At 69.3% G+C, this 12,434-nt stretch carries 16 protein-coding genes; 9 read left to right on the top strand and 7 right to left on the bottom strand.

Annotated elements, in window-relative coordinates; all coding sequences use genetic code 11:
* Position 1: 1 nt before the first annotated feature.
* Genes CRO12_RS04575 through flgB form a run of 7 tightly spaced genes read right to left on the bottom strand, consistent with a single transcriptional unit; the run spans position 2 to position 5,073 of the window.
* Complete coding sequence (locus CRO12_RS04575) at positions 2-700, bottom strand: flagellar basal body L-ring protein FlgH (RefSeq protein ID WP_097062773.1); 699 nt, start codon at positions 698-700, stop codon at positions 2-4.
* Entirely contained in the window at positions 700-1,488 is a 789-nt protein-coding gene (gene flgG / locus CRO12_RS04570) for a flagellar basal-body rod protein FlgG (protein ID WP_097062772.1), read from the bottom strand. Before flgG ends, CRO12_RS04575 begins: the two co-directional genes overlap by 1 nt.
* 24 nt (positions 1,489-1,512) lie before the next feature.
* Positions 1,513-2,262 (bottom strand): flagellar basal-body rod protein FlgF, encoded by a 750-nt coding sequence (gene flgF / locus CRO12_RS04565; protein ID WP_097062771.1) that lies wholly within the window; start codon positions 2,260-2,262, stop codon positions 1,513-1,515.
* A 29-nt stretch (positions 2,263-2,291) separates the two neighbouring features.
* The gene (locus CRO12_RS04560) at positions 2,292-3,593 is read right to left on the bottom strand and encodes a flagellar hook protein FlgE (protein ID WP_097062770.1); all 1,302 of its coding nucleotides are present in this window, start codon (positions 3,591-3,593) and stop codon (positions 2,292-2,294) included.
* Between the two features lie 35 nt (positions 3,594-3,628).
* Positions 3,629-4,309 (bottom strand): flagellar hook assembly protein FlgD, encoded by a 681-nt coding sequence (locus CRO12_RS04555; RefSeq protein ID WP_097062769.1) that lies wholly within the window; start codon positions 4,307-4,309, stop codon positions 3,629-3,631.
* Between the two features lie 3 nt (positions 4,310-4,312).
* Positions 4,313-4,723 (bottom strand): flagellar basal body rod protein FlgC, encoded by a 411-nt coding sequence (gene flgC, locus CRO12_RS04550; RefSeq protein ID WP_097062768.1) that lies wholly within the window; start codon positions 4,721-4,723, stop codon positions 4,313-4,315.
* A gap of 2 nt (positions 4,724-4,725) precedes the next feature.
* A complete protein-coding gene (gene flgB, locus CRO12_RS04545) occupies positions 4,726-5,073 on the bottom strand; it encodes a flagellar basal body rod protein FlgB (RefSeq protein WP_097063353.1) in 348 nt (115 codons plus the stop codon).
* Between the two features lie 201 nt (positions 5,074-5,274).
* Here flgB and CRO12_RS04540 point away from each other — a divergent pair, with 201 nt between their 5' ends.
* The 9 genes from CRO12_RS04540 to CRO12_RS04500 all read left to right on the top strand — a co-directional run bounded on the left by CRO12_RS04540 (position 5,275) and on the right by CRO12_RS04500 (position 12,328).
* Positions 5,275-5,931, top strand: a complete 657-nt coding sequence (locus CRO12_RS04540) for a motility protein A (RefSeq protein WP_097062767.1) — start codon at positions 5,275-5,277, stop codon at positions 5,929-5,931.
* Positions 5,928-6,425: a flagellar motor protein MotB gene (locus CRO12_RS04535; protein ID WP_245858210.1), complete on the top strand. Its 498-nt coding sequence runs from the start codon at positions 5,928-5,930 to the stop codon at positions 6,423-6,425. Before CRO12_RS04540 ends, CRO12_RS04535 begins: the two co-directional genes overlap by 4 nt.
* On the top strand, positions 6,422-6,958 hold the full coding sequence (locus CRO12_RS04530; RefSeq protein WP_097062766.1) for a flagella basal body P-ring formation protein FlgA: 537 nt from the start codon (positions 6,422-6,424) through the stop codon (positions 6,956-6,958). Before CRO12_RS04535 ends, CRO12_RS04530 begins: the two co-directional genes overlap by 4 nt.
* Positions 6,959-7,025: 67 nt before the next feature.
* Entirely contained in the window at positions 7,026-7,322 is a 297-nt protein-coding gene (gene flgM / locus CRO12_RS04525; protein ID WP_097062765.1) for a flagellar biosynthesis anti-sigma factor FlgM, read from the top strand.
* Positions 7,309-7,623, top strand: coding sequence for a flagellar protein FlgN (locus tag CRO12_RS04520; RefSeq protein WP_097062764.1), 315 nt, complete (start codon positions 7,309-7,311; stop codon positions 7,621-7,623). The genes flgM and CRO12_RS04520 overlap by 14 nt, the downstream gene beginning before the upstream one ends.
* Before the next feature lie 67 nt (positions 7,624-7,690).
* Positions 7,691-8,560 carry a flagellar biosynthesis protein FlgJ gene (locus tag CRO12_RS04515; protein WP_097062763.1) on the top strand — a complete coding sequence of 290 codons (870 nt, stop codon included), beginning with the start codon at positions 7,691-7,693 and terminating at the stop codon, positions 8,558-8,560.
* A 3-nt stretch (positions 8,561-8,563) separates the two neighbouring features.
* Positions 8,564-10,681, top strand: a complete 2,118-nt coding sequence (gene flhA, locus CRO12_RS04510; RefSeq protein ID WP_245858209.1) for a flagellar biosynthesis protein FlhA — start codon at positions 8,564-8,566, stop codon at positions 10,679-10,681.
* Positions 10,678-11,430: a sigma-70 family RNA polymerase sigma factor gene (locus tag CRO12_RS04505; protein WP_097062762.1), complete on the top strand. Its 753-nt coding sequence runs from the start codon at positions 10,678-10,680 to the stop codon at positions 11,428-11,430. The genes flhA and CRO12_RS04505 overlap by 4 nt, the downstream gene beginning before the upstream one ends.
* 163 nt (positions 11,431-11,593) lie before the next feature.
* On the top strand, positions 11,594-12,328 hold the full coding sequence (locus CRO12_RS04500; RefSeq protein ID WP_097062761.1) for a helix-turn-helix domain-containing protein: 735 nt from the start codon (positions 11,594-11,596) through the stop codon (positions 12,326-12,328).
* Positions 12,329-12,434: the final 106 nt, after the last annotated feature.

Genomic DNA, 12,434 nt, shown 5'->3' with positions numbered 1-12,434 from the left:
CTCAGAACGGGCTGACGACCTGGAAGAAGCGGCTGAGCCACCCCTGACGGCTGGCGCGGGCGACGTCGCCGCGGCCGGTGTAGGCGATGCGGGCGTCGGCGACGCGGGTGGAGAGGACGCGGTTGTTCGCGTCGATGTCGGCGGGCCGCACGATGCCGCGAATCTGGACGAACTCGTCGCCGCGATTGAGCGTCACCGTCTTCTGCCCCTGCACCACCATTGTGCCGTTCGGCAGCACTTCGGCGACGGTCACGCTGACCTCACCCGATAGGGCGTTCGACTGATCGGCGCTGCCGGTCCCGCCGAAGTTGCGGTTGCCGCTGATGCTGGCGTCGGTCTGGCGGAACAGGTTGAGCGCGCCGGTGGTCGGGGGCGTGATGGAGAAGCCGCCGTCCGAATCGAGCTTGGTGCCCGCCGACTTGGACGCGCTGGTGCGCTCCACCAGCACGATGGTCAGCGGGTCGCCGACCGCGCGGGCGCGGGCGCCCTCGTACAGCCCGGCATAGCCGTTCGACACCTGGAAGATCGCACCGTTGGCGGGCGCCGGAACCGGGGCGGGCGCCGCCGGCAGCACGGTCCGGAACTCGGGCGGAGGGACCGGCTTCTTGGAGCCGAACAGCCCGGCATCGGCCGGGGTGGCCGCCAGCGTGCCGATCGCGGCGCAGGCAAGGAGGAGGGTGCGGATCACGGCGGCGCTCATCAGATGTTCTGGTTGACGTACTTGAGCATCTCGTCGGTCGCCGAGATCATCTTGGAATTGACCTCGTAGGCGCGCTGGGTCTCGATCATGTCGACCAGCTCCTCCACGACGTTGACGTTCGATCCCTCCAGCATGCCTTGGCGGACCTGGCCGCGGCCGTCCTGGCCGGCGATGCCCATGTTGACTGCGCCGCTCGCGGCGGTCTCCATCAGGTAGTTGTCGCCCGCCGCCTGGAGCCCGCCCGGATTGGCGAAGCTCGCGACCTGGATCTGGCCGAGCTGCGTCGCTTCCGTCTGGCCGGCGACGGTCGCCGAGACGGTGCCGTCGCCGCCGATCGTGATCGCGGTCGTCCCCTCCGGCACGGTGATGCCGGGCTGCACCTGATAGCCCTCGCTCGTCACCAGCAGGCCCTCGGCCGAGCGGCTGAAGTTGCCGGCGCGCGTGTAGCCGAGCTGCCCGCCGGGCAGCTGCACCTGGAAATAGCCGTCGCCGTCGAGCGCGAGGTCGAGACTGTTGCCGGTGGTCTGGAGCGACCCTTGGGTGTCGATCCGCGCGGTGCCCTGGATGCGCACGCCGGTGCCGAGGTTGAGCCCGGTCGCGTAGCGCGTCTCCGCCGTGCTCTGCGCGCCCGGCGCGGTCACGACCTGATAGGCGAGCGTCTCGAACGCGGCGCGATCCTTCTTGAACCCGGTCGTGTTGACGTTCGCCAGGTTGTTCGAGATCACGCGCATCCGCGTGTCGTTGGCGTCGAGCCCGGTGCGGGCGATGTGGAGTGCGGCGGAACCCATGGTTCGTGTCCTTCGCTTTGGAGTTTAGCCGGGCAGGCGCATCAGGGAGGCGGAGCTCTCGTCGAGCGACTTCGCTTCCTTGAGCAGCGAGCCCTGGATCTCGTAGCTGCGCTGGTTCTCGATCATGTCGACCAGCGCCTCGGTCAGGTTGACGTTCGACTGTTCGAGCGCGCCGACCTGGACCTTGGCGTTCATGTCCTCGGGCAGCACGCCCCCGCCGCGCACGTGCAGCAGATTGTCCAGACCCTTGACCGTGTCGGTGCCCTCCGCACTCGCCAAGCGGATGCGGTCGATTACCTGCGCGGGTGCGCCCGGCTCCGCGCCCATCGGGATGATGGACAGGGTGCCGTCGTCGCTGATCATCACCTTCTGCGCGGGCGGGACGGTGATGGGGCCCCCCGACCCCATCACCGGGAACCCGTCGCCGGTTTCCAGCACGCCACTCTCGGTAATGCGCAGGTCGCCGCGGCGAGTGTAGGCTTCGGTGCCGTCGGTTGCCTGCACCGCCATCCACGACGCGCCAGGAATGGCGATGTCGAGATCGCGGCCGGTCTGCTGGATGGATCCGGCGCGCCGATCGGCGTCCTTCACCTCTTCGGAAGAAGCCGCGCGCGATTCGTGGCCGGTGCCGCCCTTCAGCATCATCTGCTGGAACGAGACCCGGTCCGCCCGGAAGCCGGTGGTGGCGGCGTTCGCGATGTTGTTCGCGATCGCCGCCTGCGCCGACATCTGGCTCTTGAGCCCCGACAGGGCGGTGTAGACCATCCGGTCCATCGCTTGGCGTTCCTACTCGGCCGTTTGGCTCAGTTGCGGATGTTGAGGATGGTCTGCGACGTCTGGCTGGACGTATCGAGCGCCTTGGCATTCGCCTGGAAGTTGCGCTGCGCGGCGATCAGGCCGACCAGTTCCTCCGTGATGTCGACGTTCGAGCGCTCGACCGCGCCGGACATCAGGCTGCCGAAGCCGTTCGCGCCGGCCTCACCCAGGCGCGCCTCGCCCGACACGCCGGTCGACGTCCAGTAACTGTTGCCGAGCTGGCGCAGGCCTGACGGGTTCGAGAAGTTCGCGAGCACCACCTTGCCCAGCGCCTGGGTGTCGCCGTTCGAGAAGCTCGCACGGACGATCCCGTCCTCGCCTACGCTCACGCCCTCGAGCTGACCCACCGCGCGGCCGTCCTGCGTTTCCATCAGCTTGGAGAAGGGCTGGCCGAGCTGGGTAGTCGCAGTGCCGAAGTCGAGCGTCACCTGCTGCGGCGTGGTGGTGCCGTTGGGCGTGAAGGCGTCGAACTGGATCGCGCTGGACGGCGCGACCTTCGCACCCGAGCTGTCGAAGGTCATGGTGGTCGGGTCGTTCGAGCCCGCGACCTGCATCTGGCGATCGCCGACAAAGGTATAGACCAGCCAGTTGCTGTTCGAACCCGCGCCCGTCGAGACGGTGTCGCGGATGTAGTAGTTGGTCATCGTGGTCGCGTTGCCCACCGCGTCGTACACGATGGTCTGTGACGAGTTGTTGTAGGTCGCCGGGTTGAAGCGATCGAAGGCGTAGGGGTTGGTCGTGGTGTTGAAGACCGGATTGTCCTTCGGCACCGTCGCGTTCGCCGACAGGTTCACGGCCAGGCTGACGACCTCGGTCGGCTTCGGCGTGCCGCTGGTCGGCGGCAGCTGCAGGTTGATGGTCGAATCAAGGCCGGTCGCGACCACCGTGCCCGATCCGTCCACCGGATAGACCTGCAGGTGGCCGCCGTTCGAGTCGGTCACGAAGCGATCCGCGTTGACGGAGAAGCCGCCGTTGCGGGTAAAGGCGACCTTGGCCGAGTCCGGATCGGGCTTCACCGCGAAGAACCCCTCGCCCGAGATCATCAGGTCGAGCGCGTTGGTCGACTGGATCGAGGCGCCCTGGCCGAACTGCTGGCGGATCGCCTTCACGATCGTGCCCGACCCGATCATCTGGGTCGGCGACATGCTGACGCTTGATGCCATGACGTCGGCGAACTCGGTGCGGCTCTTCTTGAAGCCGTTGGTCGCGACGTTCGCGAGGTTGTGGGAGATCGTCGACATTTCGGTCTGCGAGGCCTGGAGGCCGGAGAGCGAGGTGTAGAAGGACATGGACGTGCTCCTTGGAAGCTAGAGGTCGATTGAGTTCAGGCGATCGAGCGGACGGCGTCGGGCGCGACAGCGCCGTTGCCGAGAAGGGAGAGGGACGGGGTGCCGTCCTTGGGCATCGAAACGGAGGTGACGGCCGCCCACACCAGCGTGCGGCTCGCGACCGACTTGGCGCCGTCGCGTGCCTGGGCGGAGACGGTGAACGGGCCGTCGCCGGCGGGCTCGCCCTTGGCGTCGGTGCCGTCCCAGTCGAAGTTGACGGTCCCGGCCGCGTGGGCGCCCAGATCCACCGTCTTCACGATCTCACCATTCTGGTTAGTGATCGTGAGGTTGACCGCGGTCGCCGCCTTGTCGATCTCGACCCCGCCGGCGAAGCCGCCGCCGGTGCGCGGATAGGCGGTCTTGCCCTCCACCAGCACGGTCTTGCCGACGTAGGAGACGGCGTCGGACGTCGTCGCCGCGCCGAGCTTCGCGGCGATCGACTTCAGCGTCGTCGCCATCTCCGTCTGGCTCGACAGGCTGGTGAACTGCGCCATCTGGGCGACCATCTGGCTGTTGTCGACCGGCTCGAACGGGTCCTGGTTCTTCATCTGCGCGGTCATCAGCTTGACGAAGTCGCCCGCGTTCATCTCGCTGGCGTCCTTGCCGGCGCCCTGCACGGCGGTGGTCGAGCGCTTGATGCCGAGGTTGGCGAGGGTCGTGTCGAAGGAAGTGGCCATCTATCAGCGTCCCAGCTTGAGGGTGTCGACGATCAGCGACTTGGCGGTCTGCATGACCTCCACATTGTTCTGGTAGGTGCGGGTCGCCTCCAGCATGTCGACGAGCTCGCGGGTCTCATCGACCGCGTTCTCCCAGACATTGCCCTCGCCATCGGCCAGCGGATTGCCCGGGTCGTAGCGCTTGGTCGGCTCCTCGCCCGCGGTGACGACGCGCTCGACGTTCACGGTCGCCATGCCCGACGCCTGGTCAAACTGGGTGCGGAACACCGGCTTCATCGTGCGATAGGCGCTGGCCGCATCGCTCGCGACGCCGCCGGCGTTCGCGAGATTCGACGCGGTGGTGTTCATGCGGACGAGCTGCGCCGACATCGCGCGGCCCGCGACCTGGAAGATGTTCATGGGATTGTCGGCCATCGTCACTCGCCCTTCAGCGCGCGGGTGATCTGGCCGATGCGGCCGTTCAGGAACGACAGCGTCGTCTGATACGCGACGGCGTTCTCAGCGAAGGCGGTCTGCTCGGTCGCGAGCTCGACGGTGTTGCCGTCCATGCTCATCTGCAGCGGGACGCGGTACTTGGTCGCGTCGGCGATGCCACGGTCGAGCGGACCGGCCTCGGCCGAGCGGAGTGCGGCGGCGAAGTCGATGTCCTTGGCCTTGTAGCCCGGCGTCGAGGCGTTCGCGATATTGGAGGCGAGCATGCCCATGCGCTGCGAGCGCACGGCCAGCGCCTTCCCATGTACCCCGAAAAGATCGTCGATCGGCATCGTTGCCACATCCCGTGTTGGTTGCAGCGAGGTTCCTGCAACGCCCGTGCCAATTGCCGGATTTTGCGTTGGCGACCCGCACCGGCAAGCGCGACCGGCAAGATTTTGCCGCTGCCGGCAGAGGGCTGCCGCGCTGCCCGGGGTGCATCGGCAGCGCACGACCTGCAACCGTTTGGCACCCTAGTTGCAGGTGCGTACGCGATGACTCTCGCGACCACCCTTGCGCCCTTCCTCGATCCGACCGCCTTCGCCATCGTCGGCGGCGGCACCGCGCTCGCGGCCGCGCTGCGCACGCCAGTGCGCGATCTCGCCCGCGGGTTCGTCGCACTGCGGGTGCTGGGTCGGCAACCGTTCTCGGCCGACGCGCTGGTGACGCAGGTCGAGGCGCTCGCCCGCATCTCCGCGCGGCACGGCGTGATGCAGCTCGACCGCTCGGTAATCCGCGACGGCGACGTTGCCGCGGCGATCGCGCGCGTGGTCGACGGCGAGGGTCCGGCGCGCACCGCCGCGGCAATCGAGGAGCGTCGGCTCGCCCGCTACGAGCGGCAGCGCGCCGCCGCCGACATGTGGGCTGCCGCCGCGGAGATCGCGCCAGCGATGGGCATGGTCGGCACGCTGGTGGGGCTGGTGCGGCTCTTCACCAGCATGACTGATCCGGCCGCGATCGGTGGCGCGATGGCCGTTGCGGTGCTCGCCACGCTCTACGGCGCGCTGCTCGGCAACCTCCTGTTCCTGCCAATCGCGTCGCGCCTCAAGCGCCTCGCGCGCGCGGAATACTTGGAGCGCGGCCGCCTGGCCCGGCCGCTCGCGGCACTCGCGGAGCGCGAGGCGCCGCTGCTGCGCGAGCGGGCCGCATGACCCCCGAGCAGATCGTGGAGGACGAGGCGCGGCGGCCGATCTGGCTGATCACGCTCGCCGACGTCATGCTGCTGCTGGTCGGCTTCTTCGTCTACCTCCAGGCCAATCCCCAACTCGATCGGCGCGCGCTCTCCGACAGCCTGCGCGAAGGCTTCGGCGTCGAACAGCCGGTGCCGATGGCGGTCGACGCCAATGTCGTCACCGGCTTCGCGCCTGGCTCGGCCGCGCTGCCCGCCAGCGATGTCGCGCTCTGGGCGGAGGATGCGCTGCGAGACCCTCGCACGATCATCCGCGTGACCGGCGGTACCGACGGCACACCCGCCGACGTCGATCCCGTGACGGGGTCCGCGGCGATCCTTGCCGCCGACCGCGCCCGCGCCGTCGTCGCCACCCTATCCCGGGACGTGCCGCCGGCACGCCTCCTCATCGACACTCGCGTCGGCGCCGGCCGCGCGGTCCAGCTCAATCTCGCTTTCGCAGGGGAACACCCATGATCCGCCCGCTTCTGATCCTCGCCGCGCTGGTGCCGCTGCCGGCCGCCGCGCAGCTCCGCTTCCAGGACACGACCGCGATCGACGTCGCGGTGGCCGCCTTTACCGGCCACAAGGTGGGGGAGGAGGGCGGCGCCCGCACGCTCGTCGATCCGCGGCTGAAGCTCGCCGCCTGCCCGCTGCCCGAGCTGGACTGGCGCGGCACGCTCCAGGACGCGGTGGTGGTGCGCTGCGCTGCGCCCGCCTGGCGCATCTACGTGCCGGTGAAGCTCGCGCCGCAGCCGGTGCGCGCGCCCATAGCCGCCGCCGTCAGCGCCGCACCCCTCGCGGCCAAGCCGGAGCCGGTGATCCGCCGCGGCGATCCGATCACGGTGGAGGCGGGCACGGCGGGCTTCTCCATCACGCGTGACGGGGTCGCGATGGGCGACGCGGTCGCCGGCGGACGGCTGATGGTGCGGGTCGATCCGGCCAAACCGCCGATCCAAGCGGTGGCGGTCGAGACCGGCCGAGCGACGCTTCCCGGATGGGCGCAATAAAAAATGCTAAAGTCCCGTGTCGACCGGTCGTTTAGCCGTTCGCAGAAGCAATTCGAGGACGGAAGCCATGGTGGATCCGGTCGGTACAAAGGCCACAGCAAGCGTCGATCGGCGGTTAGCGCCGGTCGCACCGGTATCGGCCGTCAAGGCAGCCGAGCCGCAGGTGAATGTCGCCGGCACGCAGGCGGCATCGACGCTGCAGGCGCTGTCGCAGCCCGCAGCGGCGAGCGCACCGGTGGACGCGGACCGCGTCGCCAAGATCAAGAAGGCCATTCAGGACGGCAACTTCCCGCTGGTGCCATCCACGATCGCGGACCGGCTGCTCGCGCTCAAGCTCGAGTGGAAGCCGAATGACCCGGCGTGATGCGCTGATCGGGGTGATCGAGGCGCTGCACGCCGAGATCGCCGCGCTGAAGGCGAACGACATCGACGCGCTGGAGCGGGCGACCACGGCCAAGCTGTCCGGGATCGACGCGGTGGCGCAGGCCGGCAACGAGCCGCCGACCGCGGACGTCGAGGCGCTGGCGCGCGAGGCGCACCGCTTGAATGAAACATGCCGCATCTACGTCAACCTGATGGCGGCAAACGTCCGCCGCCGCCTGCAGGTTCTTGCCGGTTCGCCGGCCCAGTCCTACCGCCCGACCGGCAGCGCCGCCTTGGCGTGAGGTGATCGGGGGCATCTGGCACGCCCCTTGCTGATGACGTCCCGAACACAGGGACTTCATTTTGCCGATGACCATTCCGACGTTGGGGCGGATCGCCCAGGGCAGAGTCGGCGTGCAGAACGCCATTGCGCTCGCCGCCGACCGCACCGGGATCGACTTCAACTATCTGCTGGGTCAGGCGCAGGTCGAGAGCGGCCTGAACGCGTCCGCGCGCGCCGGCACCTCGACCGCGACCGGGCTGTACCAGTTCATCGAGCAGAGCTGGCTGGGCGTGGTGAAGAACCACGGGGCGGAGCACGGCATGGCCTGGGCCGCGGACTCGATCCGTAAGACGTCGTCGGGCCGCTACGTCGTCTCCGACCCCGGCGTCCGGCAGTCGATCCTGAACCTGCGCAACAACCCGACCGCGGCCTCGCTGATGGCGGCGGAGCACGCGTCCGACAACAAGGACGCGCTGTCCACCAGCCTCGGCCGGGATGTCACCGGGACTGACCTCTACATGGCGCACTTCCTCGGCATCGGTGGTGCCAAGAAGTTTCTGGGCGCGATGGAGGCGAACGGCGACCGCAGCGCCGCCGCGCTGTTCCCCGCCGCCGCCCGCGCCAATCGCGGCGTATTCTACACCGGCGACGGTCGCGCGCGGTCGCTAAGCGAGGTCTATGACCGGTTCGCCGCCAAGCTCGACAAGGGCGCGGCCGCGGGCGGCGCCACCGGGGGCGCGAGCGGCGCCATCGACGCGCTCGCCATCGATCCGGAGACCGAGGTAGTGCTGGGGAGCGAGGCGGCCGGCGGCGACCGCGCGTGGCTCGCCTCCACGCTCGACCGGTTCGGCAGCAAGCAGGTGACCCGCGCGGCGGCGGCGAGCATGATCCGCCCGACACCGCAGAATGCACGGCTCGCCTACATGATGCTCGCGCAGCTCGGCGGGCAGCTCTAGGCCATGGCGACCGCTTCGTTCATGCCCGCCAAGGCCGGTCCTTTCGCGCGCGGCGCGGCGCTGCCCGTCGCCATGCTGCTGCTCGTCATGCTGATGGTGGTGCCGATCCCGGCCTTCCTGCTCGACGTATTCTTCATCGTGAACATCATCATCAGCCTGGCGGTGCTGATGGTGGCGCTGAATGCGCAGAAGCCGCTCGACTTCTCCGCCTTTCCGACCGTGCTCCTGTTCGCGACGCTGTTCCGCCTGGCGCTGAACGTCGCCTCGACCCGCGTGGTGCTGGTCCACGGGCATGAGGGCGAGGCCGCGGCCGGCCACGTGATCGAGGCGTTCGGCACCTTTCTGATCGGCGGCGACTATGTCGTCGGCCTGTTCGTGTTCGCGATCCTGATCATCATCAACCTGATCGTGGTGACCAAGGGCGCAGGCCGCGTGTCGGAAGTGTCCGCCCGCTTCACCCTGGACGCCTTGCCCGGCAAGCAGATGGCGATCGACGCCGACCTGAACGCCGGCCTGATCACGCCCGACGAGGCGCGTGCCCGTCGGATGGATACGGCGACGGAGGCCGATTTCTACGGGTCGATGGACGGTTCGTCCAAGTTCGTGAAGGGCGACGCGGTCGCCGGCCTGCTGATCCTAGCGGTGAACATCGTCGGCGGCCTGATCCTGGGCGTGGTCAGCCACGGCATGGGCGTGAAGGACGCGGCGCAGACCTATGTCCTACTCGCGATCGGCGACGCGCTGGTTGCGCAGCTGCCGGGGCTGATGCTCTCGATCGCGGCGGCGTCGATCGTTACCCGCGTGACTTCCAGCCACGACCTGGCGGGCCAGATCGGCAGCCAGTTCGGCAGCTTCAAGACGTGGGCGCCGGTCGCCGCGATCCTGGCGCTGCTCGGCGTCATGCCGGGCATGCCCCACTTCATCATCCTGCCGATGGCGGCAGCGGCCGGCTACGCCGCCTATCGGCTGAAGAAGGCCGCTGACCGCCCCGCGCCCGCTCCGGTCGAGGCGCCGCCCGAACCCGCCGACCTGTCCAAGATCGGCTGGGACGAGGTGACCGACGCCAGCCAGGTCATGCTCGACATCGGCTACGGCCTCGTGCCGCTGGTCGACGAGCGCAAGGGTTCGCCGCTGATGGGGCGGATCACCGGCGTGCGCCGCCAGCTCAGCAAGGAGCTGGGCTTCGTCGTCCCACAGGTCCGCGTCCGCGACGACATCGGCCTGTCGCCTTACACCTATCGCATCCTGATCGGCGGCGTGGTGGTCGGCGAGGACCAGGTCTCGCCTGACGAGATGCTGGCGCTCGACACCGGTCAGGCGGTCGGCCGCCTATCGGGCAAGCCGGCCAAGGATCCGACCTTCGGCCTCGACGCGGTGTGGATCGCGCCTGCCGACGCCGATGCGGCGACCGGCGCTGGCTATCTGGTGGTCGATCCGGGCACCGTGATCGCCACCCACCTCAACCAGCAGCTGCTTCAGAACGCCTCCGACCTGCTCGGCCCGGACGAGGTTCAGGCGCTACTCGACGGACTGAAGGAGCGCGCGGGACAGCTCGTCGCGGCGCTCTGCCCGCAACCGGTGCCGCTCACCGTCCTGACTCAGGTGCTGCGCGGGCTGTTGGCGGAGGGCGTGCCGCTGAAGGAGTTCCGCCGCATCGCCGCCGCAATCGCGGTTGCCGCCGGGCGGACGCTCGACGCCGACGAGCTGATCGAGCTGATCCGTCCCGAGCTCGGCGCGCTGATCGTCCAAAAGCTGTGCGGCGTGCGCGAGCCGCTCCGCGTCATGACGCTGGAGGGGCATCTGGAGGCGCTGCTGGGCCAGGCGGTCCGTTCGGACCCGCAGCGGCGCCACACGATCGAGCCCGATCTCGGCCGCCGCATCTCCGATGCCATGCAGCGCGCCGCCGCCCCCCTGATCGCGGAGGCCAAGCCCTTCGCGCTCGTCGTCCAGCCGGCGATCCGCGTCGCCATGCGCAAACTCACCAAATCCATCCTGCCGGATACCCCCGTCATGAGCTTCTTCGAAGTCCCCGAGGACAAGTCGGTCGAGGTCATCGCCGTAATCGGCGCGCCCGAGGCGCCGCCGGCGCTCGGCCAGCAGCAGCAGGCGCTCGCCGCATGAGCTTTCACTCGCGCATCCAGCCCGCCGCGGGCGTGCCCCTGACCTACGGCGCGCGCCCGGCGCCCCGCCCCGATACGGAGGCGCTGGTCCGCAAGCACCTGCCGATGGTGCGCCGCGTCGCCTGGCACGTTCACGGATCGATGAGCACGATCGTGGAGGTCGAGGACCTGGTCCAGATCGGCCTGATCGCGCTGGTCGAGGCGGTCGGCGCGTTCGAGGACCGCGGGCAGGTGACGTTCGAACAATATCTGCTGACCCGCGTCCGCGGCTCAATGATCGACGAGCTGCGCCGCCAGGCGACGCTGACCCGCGGCGCGATGCGGCGGCGCCGCCAGTACAACGACGCGGTGACAGCGCTGACCGACGCCACCGGTCGTCGTCCGGACGAGGCGGCGGTCGCCGAGCGGCTGGGTGTCACCACCGAGAAGCTGCGCAGCGACTATGCGACGGCGGAGGCCGTGCGCTTCGAGAGCGTCGACGACGTCTACACCGACGAGGGCCCCTGGTTCATGTCGAACGAGCCGTCCCCCTTCGACCAGCTCGCCGACGCTGACCAACGCACCGCGCTGATCGCGGCGATTGCCGAGCTGCCCGAGCGTGAGCAGATGGTGATCCAGCTCTACTATGTGGAGGAACTGAACCTGGAGGAGATCGGCCAGGTGATCGGCGTCGGCGCCGCGCGCGTGTGTCAGATCAAGAAGGCCGCGCACGACCGGCTGAAGAAGGGGCTCATTCGCCGCCTGGGATAACGTCACCCCGGACTTGATCCGGGGTCCCGCTGTTGTGGATCCGGGTCAGAAGGAGCGAGACTCCGGGCCAAGCGCGGGGTGACGTTACTTGAGAGCACGGGGGTTGCCCTCCCCCAAGTTTTCGGGGTGGCTGCCGCCCCGCTCGCCGCCTAGTTCCGCGGCGATGACCGACGCGATCGCCGCGCTCACGGAGAAGGAGAAGCAGGCGCTGCGCCTGCTGGTGCGCGGGCACGACGCGAAGTCGATCGCGCGGGCGCTCGGCCTGTCGGTCCACACGGTCAACGAGCGGCTGCGCGACGCGCGCCGCAAGCTGTCCGTCTCCAGCAGCCGAGAGGCCGCACGCCTGCTGCTGGCCCGTGAGGACGCCCCCCAAAGATTTGGGGACAGCATGATCGGGGATGCGCCAGCGCCGCAGTCGGCCGATCCCGCAGCGACGCAGCCGGCATCCCGCCGCCTGCCGATCGTTGCCGGAGGTGTCCTGATGTCTTTTGCTGCTGCCCTGCTCGCCGCGCTGACTGTTCCCGGTAGCGCGCCGCCGCCCGCCCCGGCCTCCCAGACCGACCCCGCGATCGCGCGAACGGTGGAGACCGCGGCGCGCGACTGGCTGGCGCTGCTCGATCGCTCCGACTGGGCGGCGAGCTACGCCGCAACCGCGGCCTCGTTCCGACAGCTCAACACGCTGGAGGTCTGGACGGCAGCGTCCGAGAAGGTGCGCAGGCCACTTGGCGCGGTGCGGTCGCGCGCGCTGGTCGCGCAGGAAAGCGTGCCCGCGCCGCCGAACGGGGTGGAGATGGTCAAGTTCCGCACCAGCTACGCCAACCGCGCCGACGTGATCGAGACCGTGTCGCTGGCGAAGGAGGACGGCGCCTGGCGCGTGGTCGGCATCTACGCCGACTGACGAGGAAAACCCCGGCGGTCCGTGTCGGACCACCGGGGCATCCTTTCGCCCACCCGTGAGGGATAAGCGGTTCGCGGGAGAAGCGGCGTCGGTTAGGGGGGTGACG

The organism is Sphingomonas guangdongensis, assembly GCF_900199185.1.
Lineage (GTDB): Bacteria > Pseudomonadota > Alphaproteobacteria > Sphingomonadales > Sphingomonadaceae > Sphingomonas > Sphingomonas guangdongensis.
Note: the sequence above shows the minus strand (reverse complement) of the source record. Positions and strands in the feature narration are given on the sequence as shown.

Excerpts from the sequence above, each read along its gene's own strand:
- CRO12_RS04500 (WP_097062761.1), top strand. The coding sequence starts at position 11,594 with ATGACCGACGCGATCGCCGCGCTCACGGAGAAGGAGAAGCAGGCGCTG.
- flgC (WP_097062768.1), bottom strand. The coding sequence starts at position 4,723 with ATGGCCGACAATCCCATGAACATCTTCCAGGTCGCGGGCCGCGCGATG.
- CRO12_RS04540 (WP_097062767.1), top strand. The coding sequence starts at position 5,275 with ATGACTCTCGCGACCACCCTTGCGCCCTTCCTCGATCCGACCGCCTTC.
- CRO12_RS04555 (WP_097062769.1), bottom strand. The coding sequence starts at position 4,309 with ATGGCCACTTCCTTCGACACGACCCTCGCCAACCTCGGCATCAAGCGC.
- CRO12_RS04560 (WP_097062770.1), bottom strand. The coding sequence starts at position 3,593 with ATGTCCTTCTACACCTCGCTCTCCGGCCTCCAGGCCTCGCAGACCGAA.
- CRO12_RS04535 (WP_245858210.1), top strand. The coding sequence starts at position 5,928 with ATGACCCCCGAGCAGATCGTGGAGGACGAGGCGCGGCGGCCGATCTGG.
- CRO12_RS04575 (WP_097062773.1), bottom strand. The coding sequence starts at position 700 with ATGAGCGCCGCCGTGATCCGCACCCTCCTCCTTGCCTGCGCCGCGATC.
- flgM (WP_097062765.1), top strand. The coding sequence starts at position 7,026 with ATGGTGGATCCGGTCGGTACAAAGGCCACAGCAAGCGTCGATCGGCGG.
- CRO12_RS04515 (WP_097062763.1), top strand. The coding sequence starts at position 7,691 with ATGACCATTCCGACGTTGGGGCGGATCGCCCAGGGCAGAGTCGGCGTG.
- flgB (WP_097063353.1), bottom strand. The coding sequence starts at position 5,073 with ATGCCGATCGACGATCTTTTCGGGGTACATGGGAAGGCGCTGGCCGTG.
- CRO12_RS04520 (WP_097062764.1), top strand. The coding sequence starts at position 7,309 with ATGACCCGGCGTGATGCGCTGATCGGGGTGATCGAGGCGCTGCACGCC.
- flgG (WP_097062772.1), bottom strand. The coding sequence starts at position 1,488 with ATGGGTTCCGCCGCACTCCACATCGCCCGCACCGGGCTCGACGCCAAC.
- flhA (WP_245858209.1), top strand. The coding sequence starts at position 8,564 with ATGGCGACCGCTTCGTTCATGCCCGCCAAGGCCGGTCCTTTCGCGCGC.
- CRO12_RS04530 (WP_097062766.1), top strand. The coding sequence starts at position 6,422 with ATGATCCGCCCGCTTCTGATCCTCGCCGCGCTGGTGCCGCTGCCGGCC.
- flgF (WP_097062771.1), bottom strand. The coding sequence starts at position 2,262 with ATGGACCGGATGGTCTACACCGCCCTGTCGGGGCTCAAGAGCCAGATG.
- CRO12_RS04505 (WP_097062762.1), top strand. The coding sequence starts at position 10,678 with ATGAGCTTTCACTCGCGCATCCAGCCCGCCGCGGGCGTGCCCCTGACC.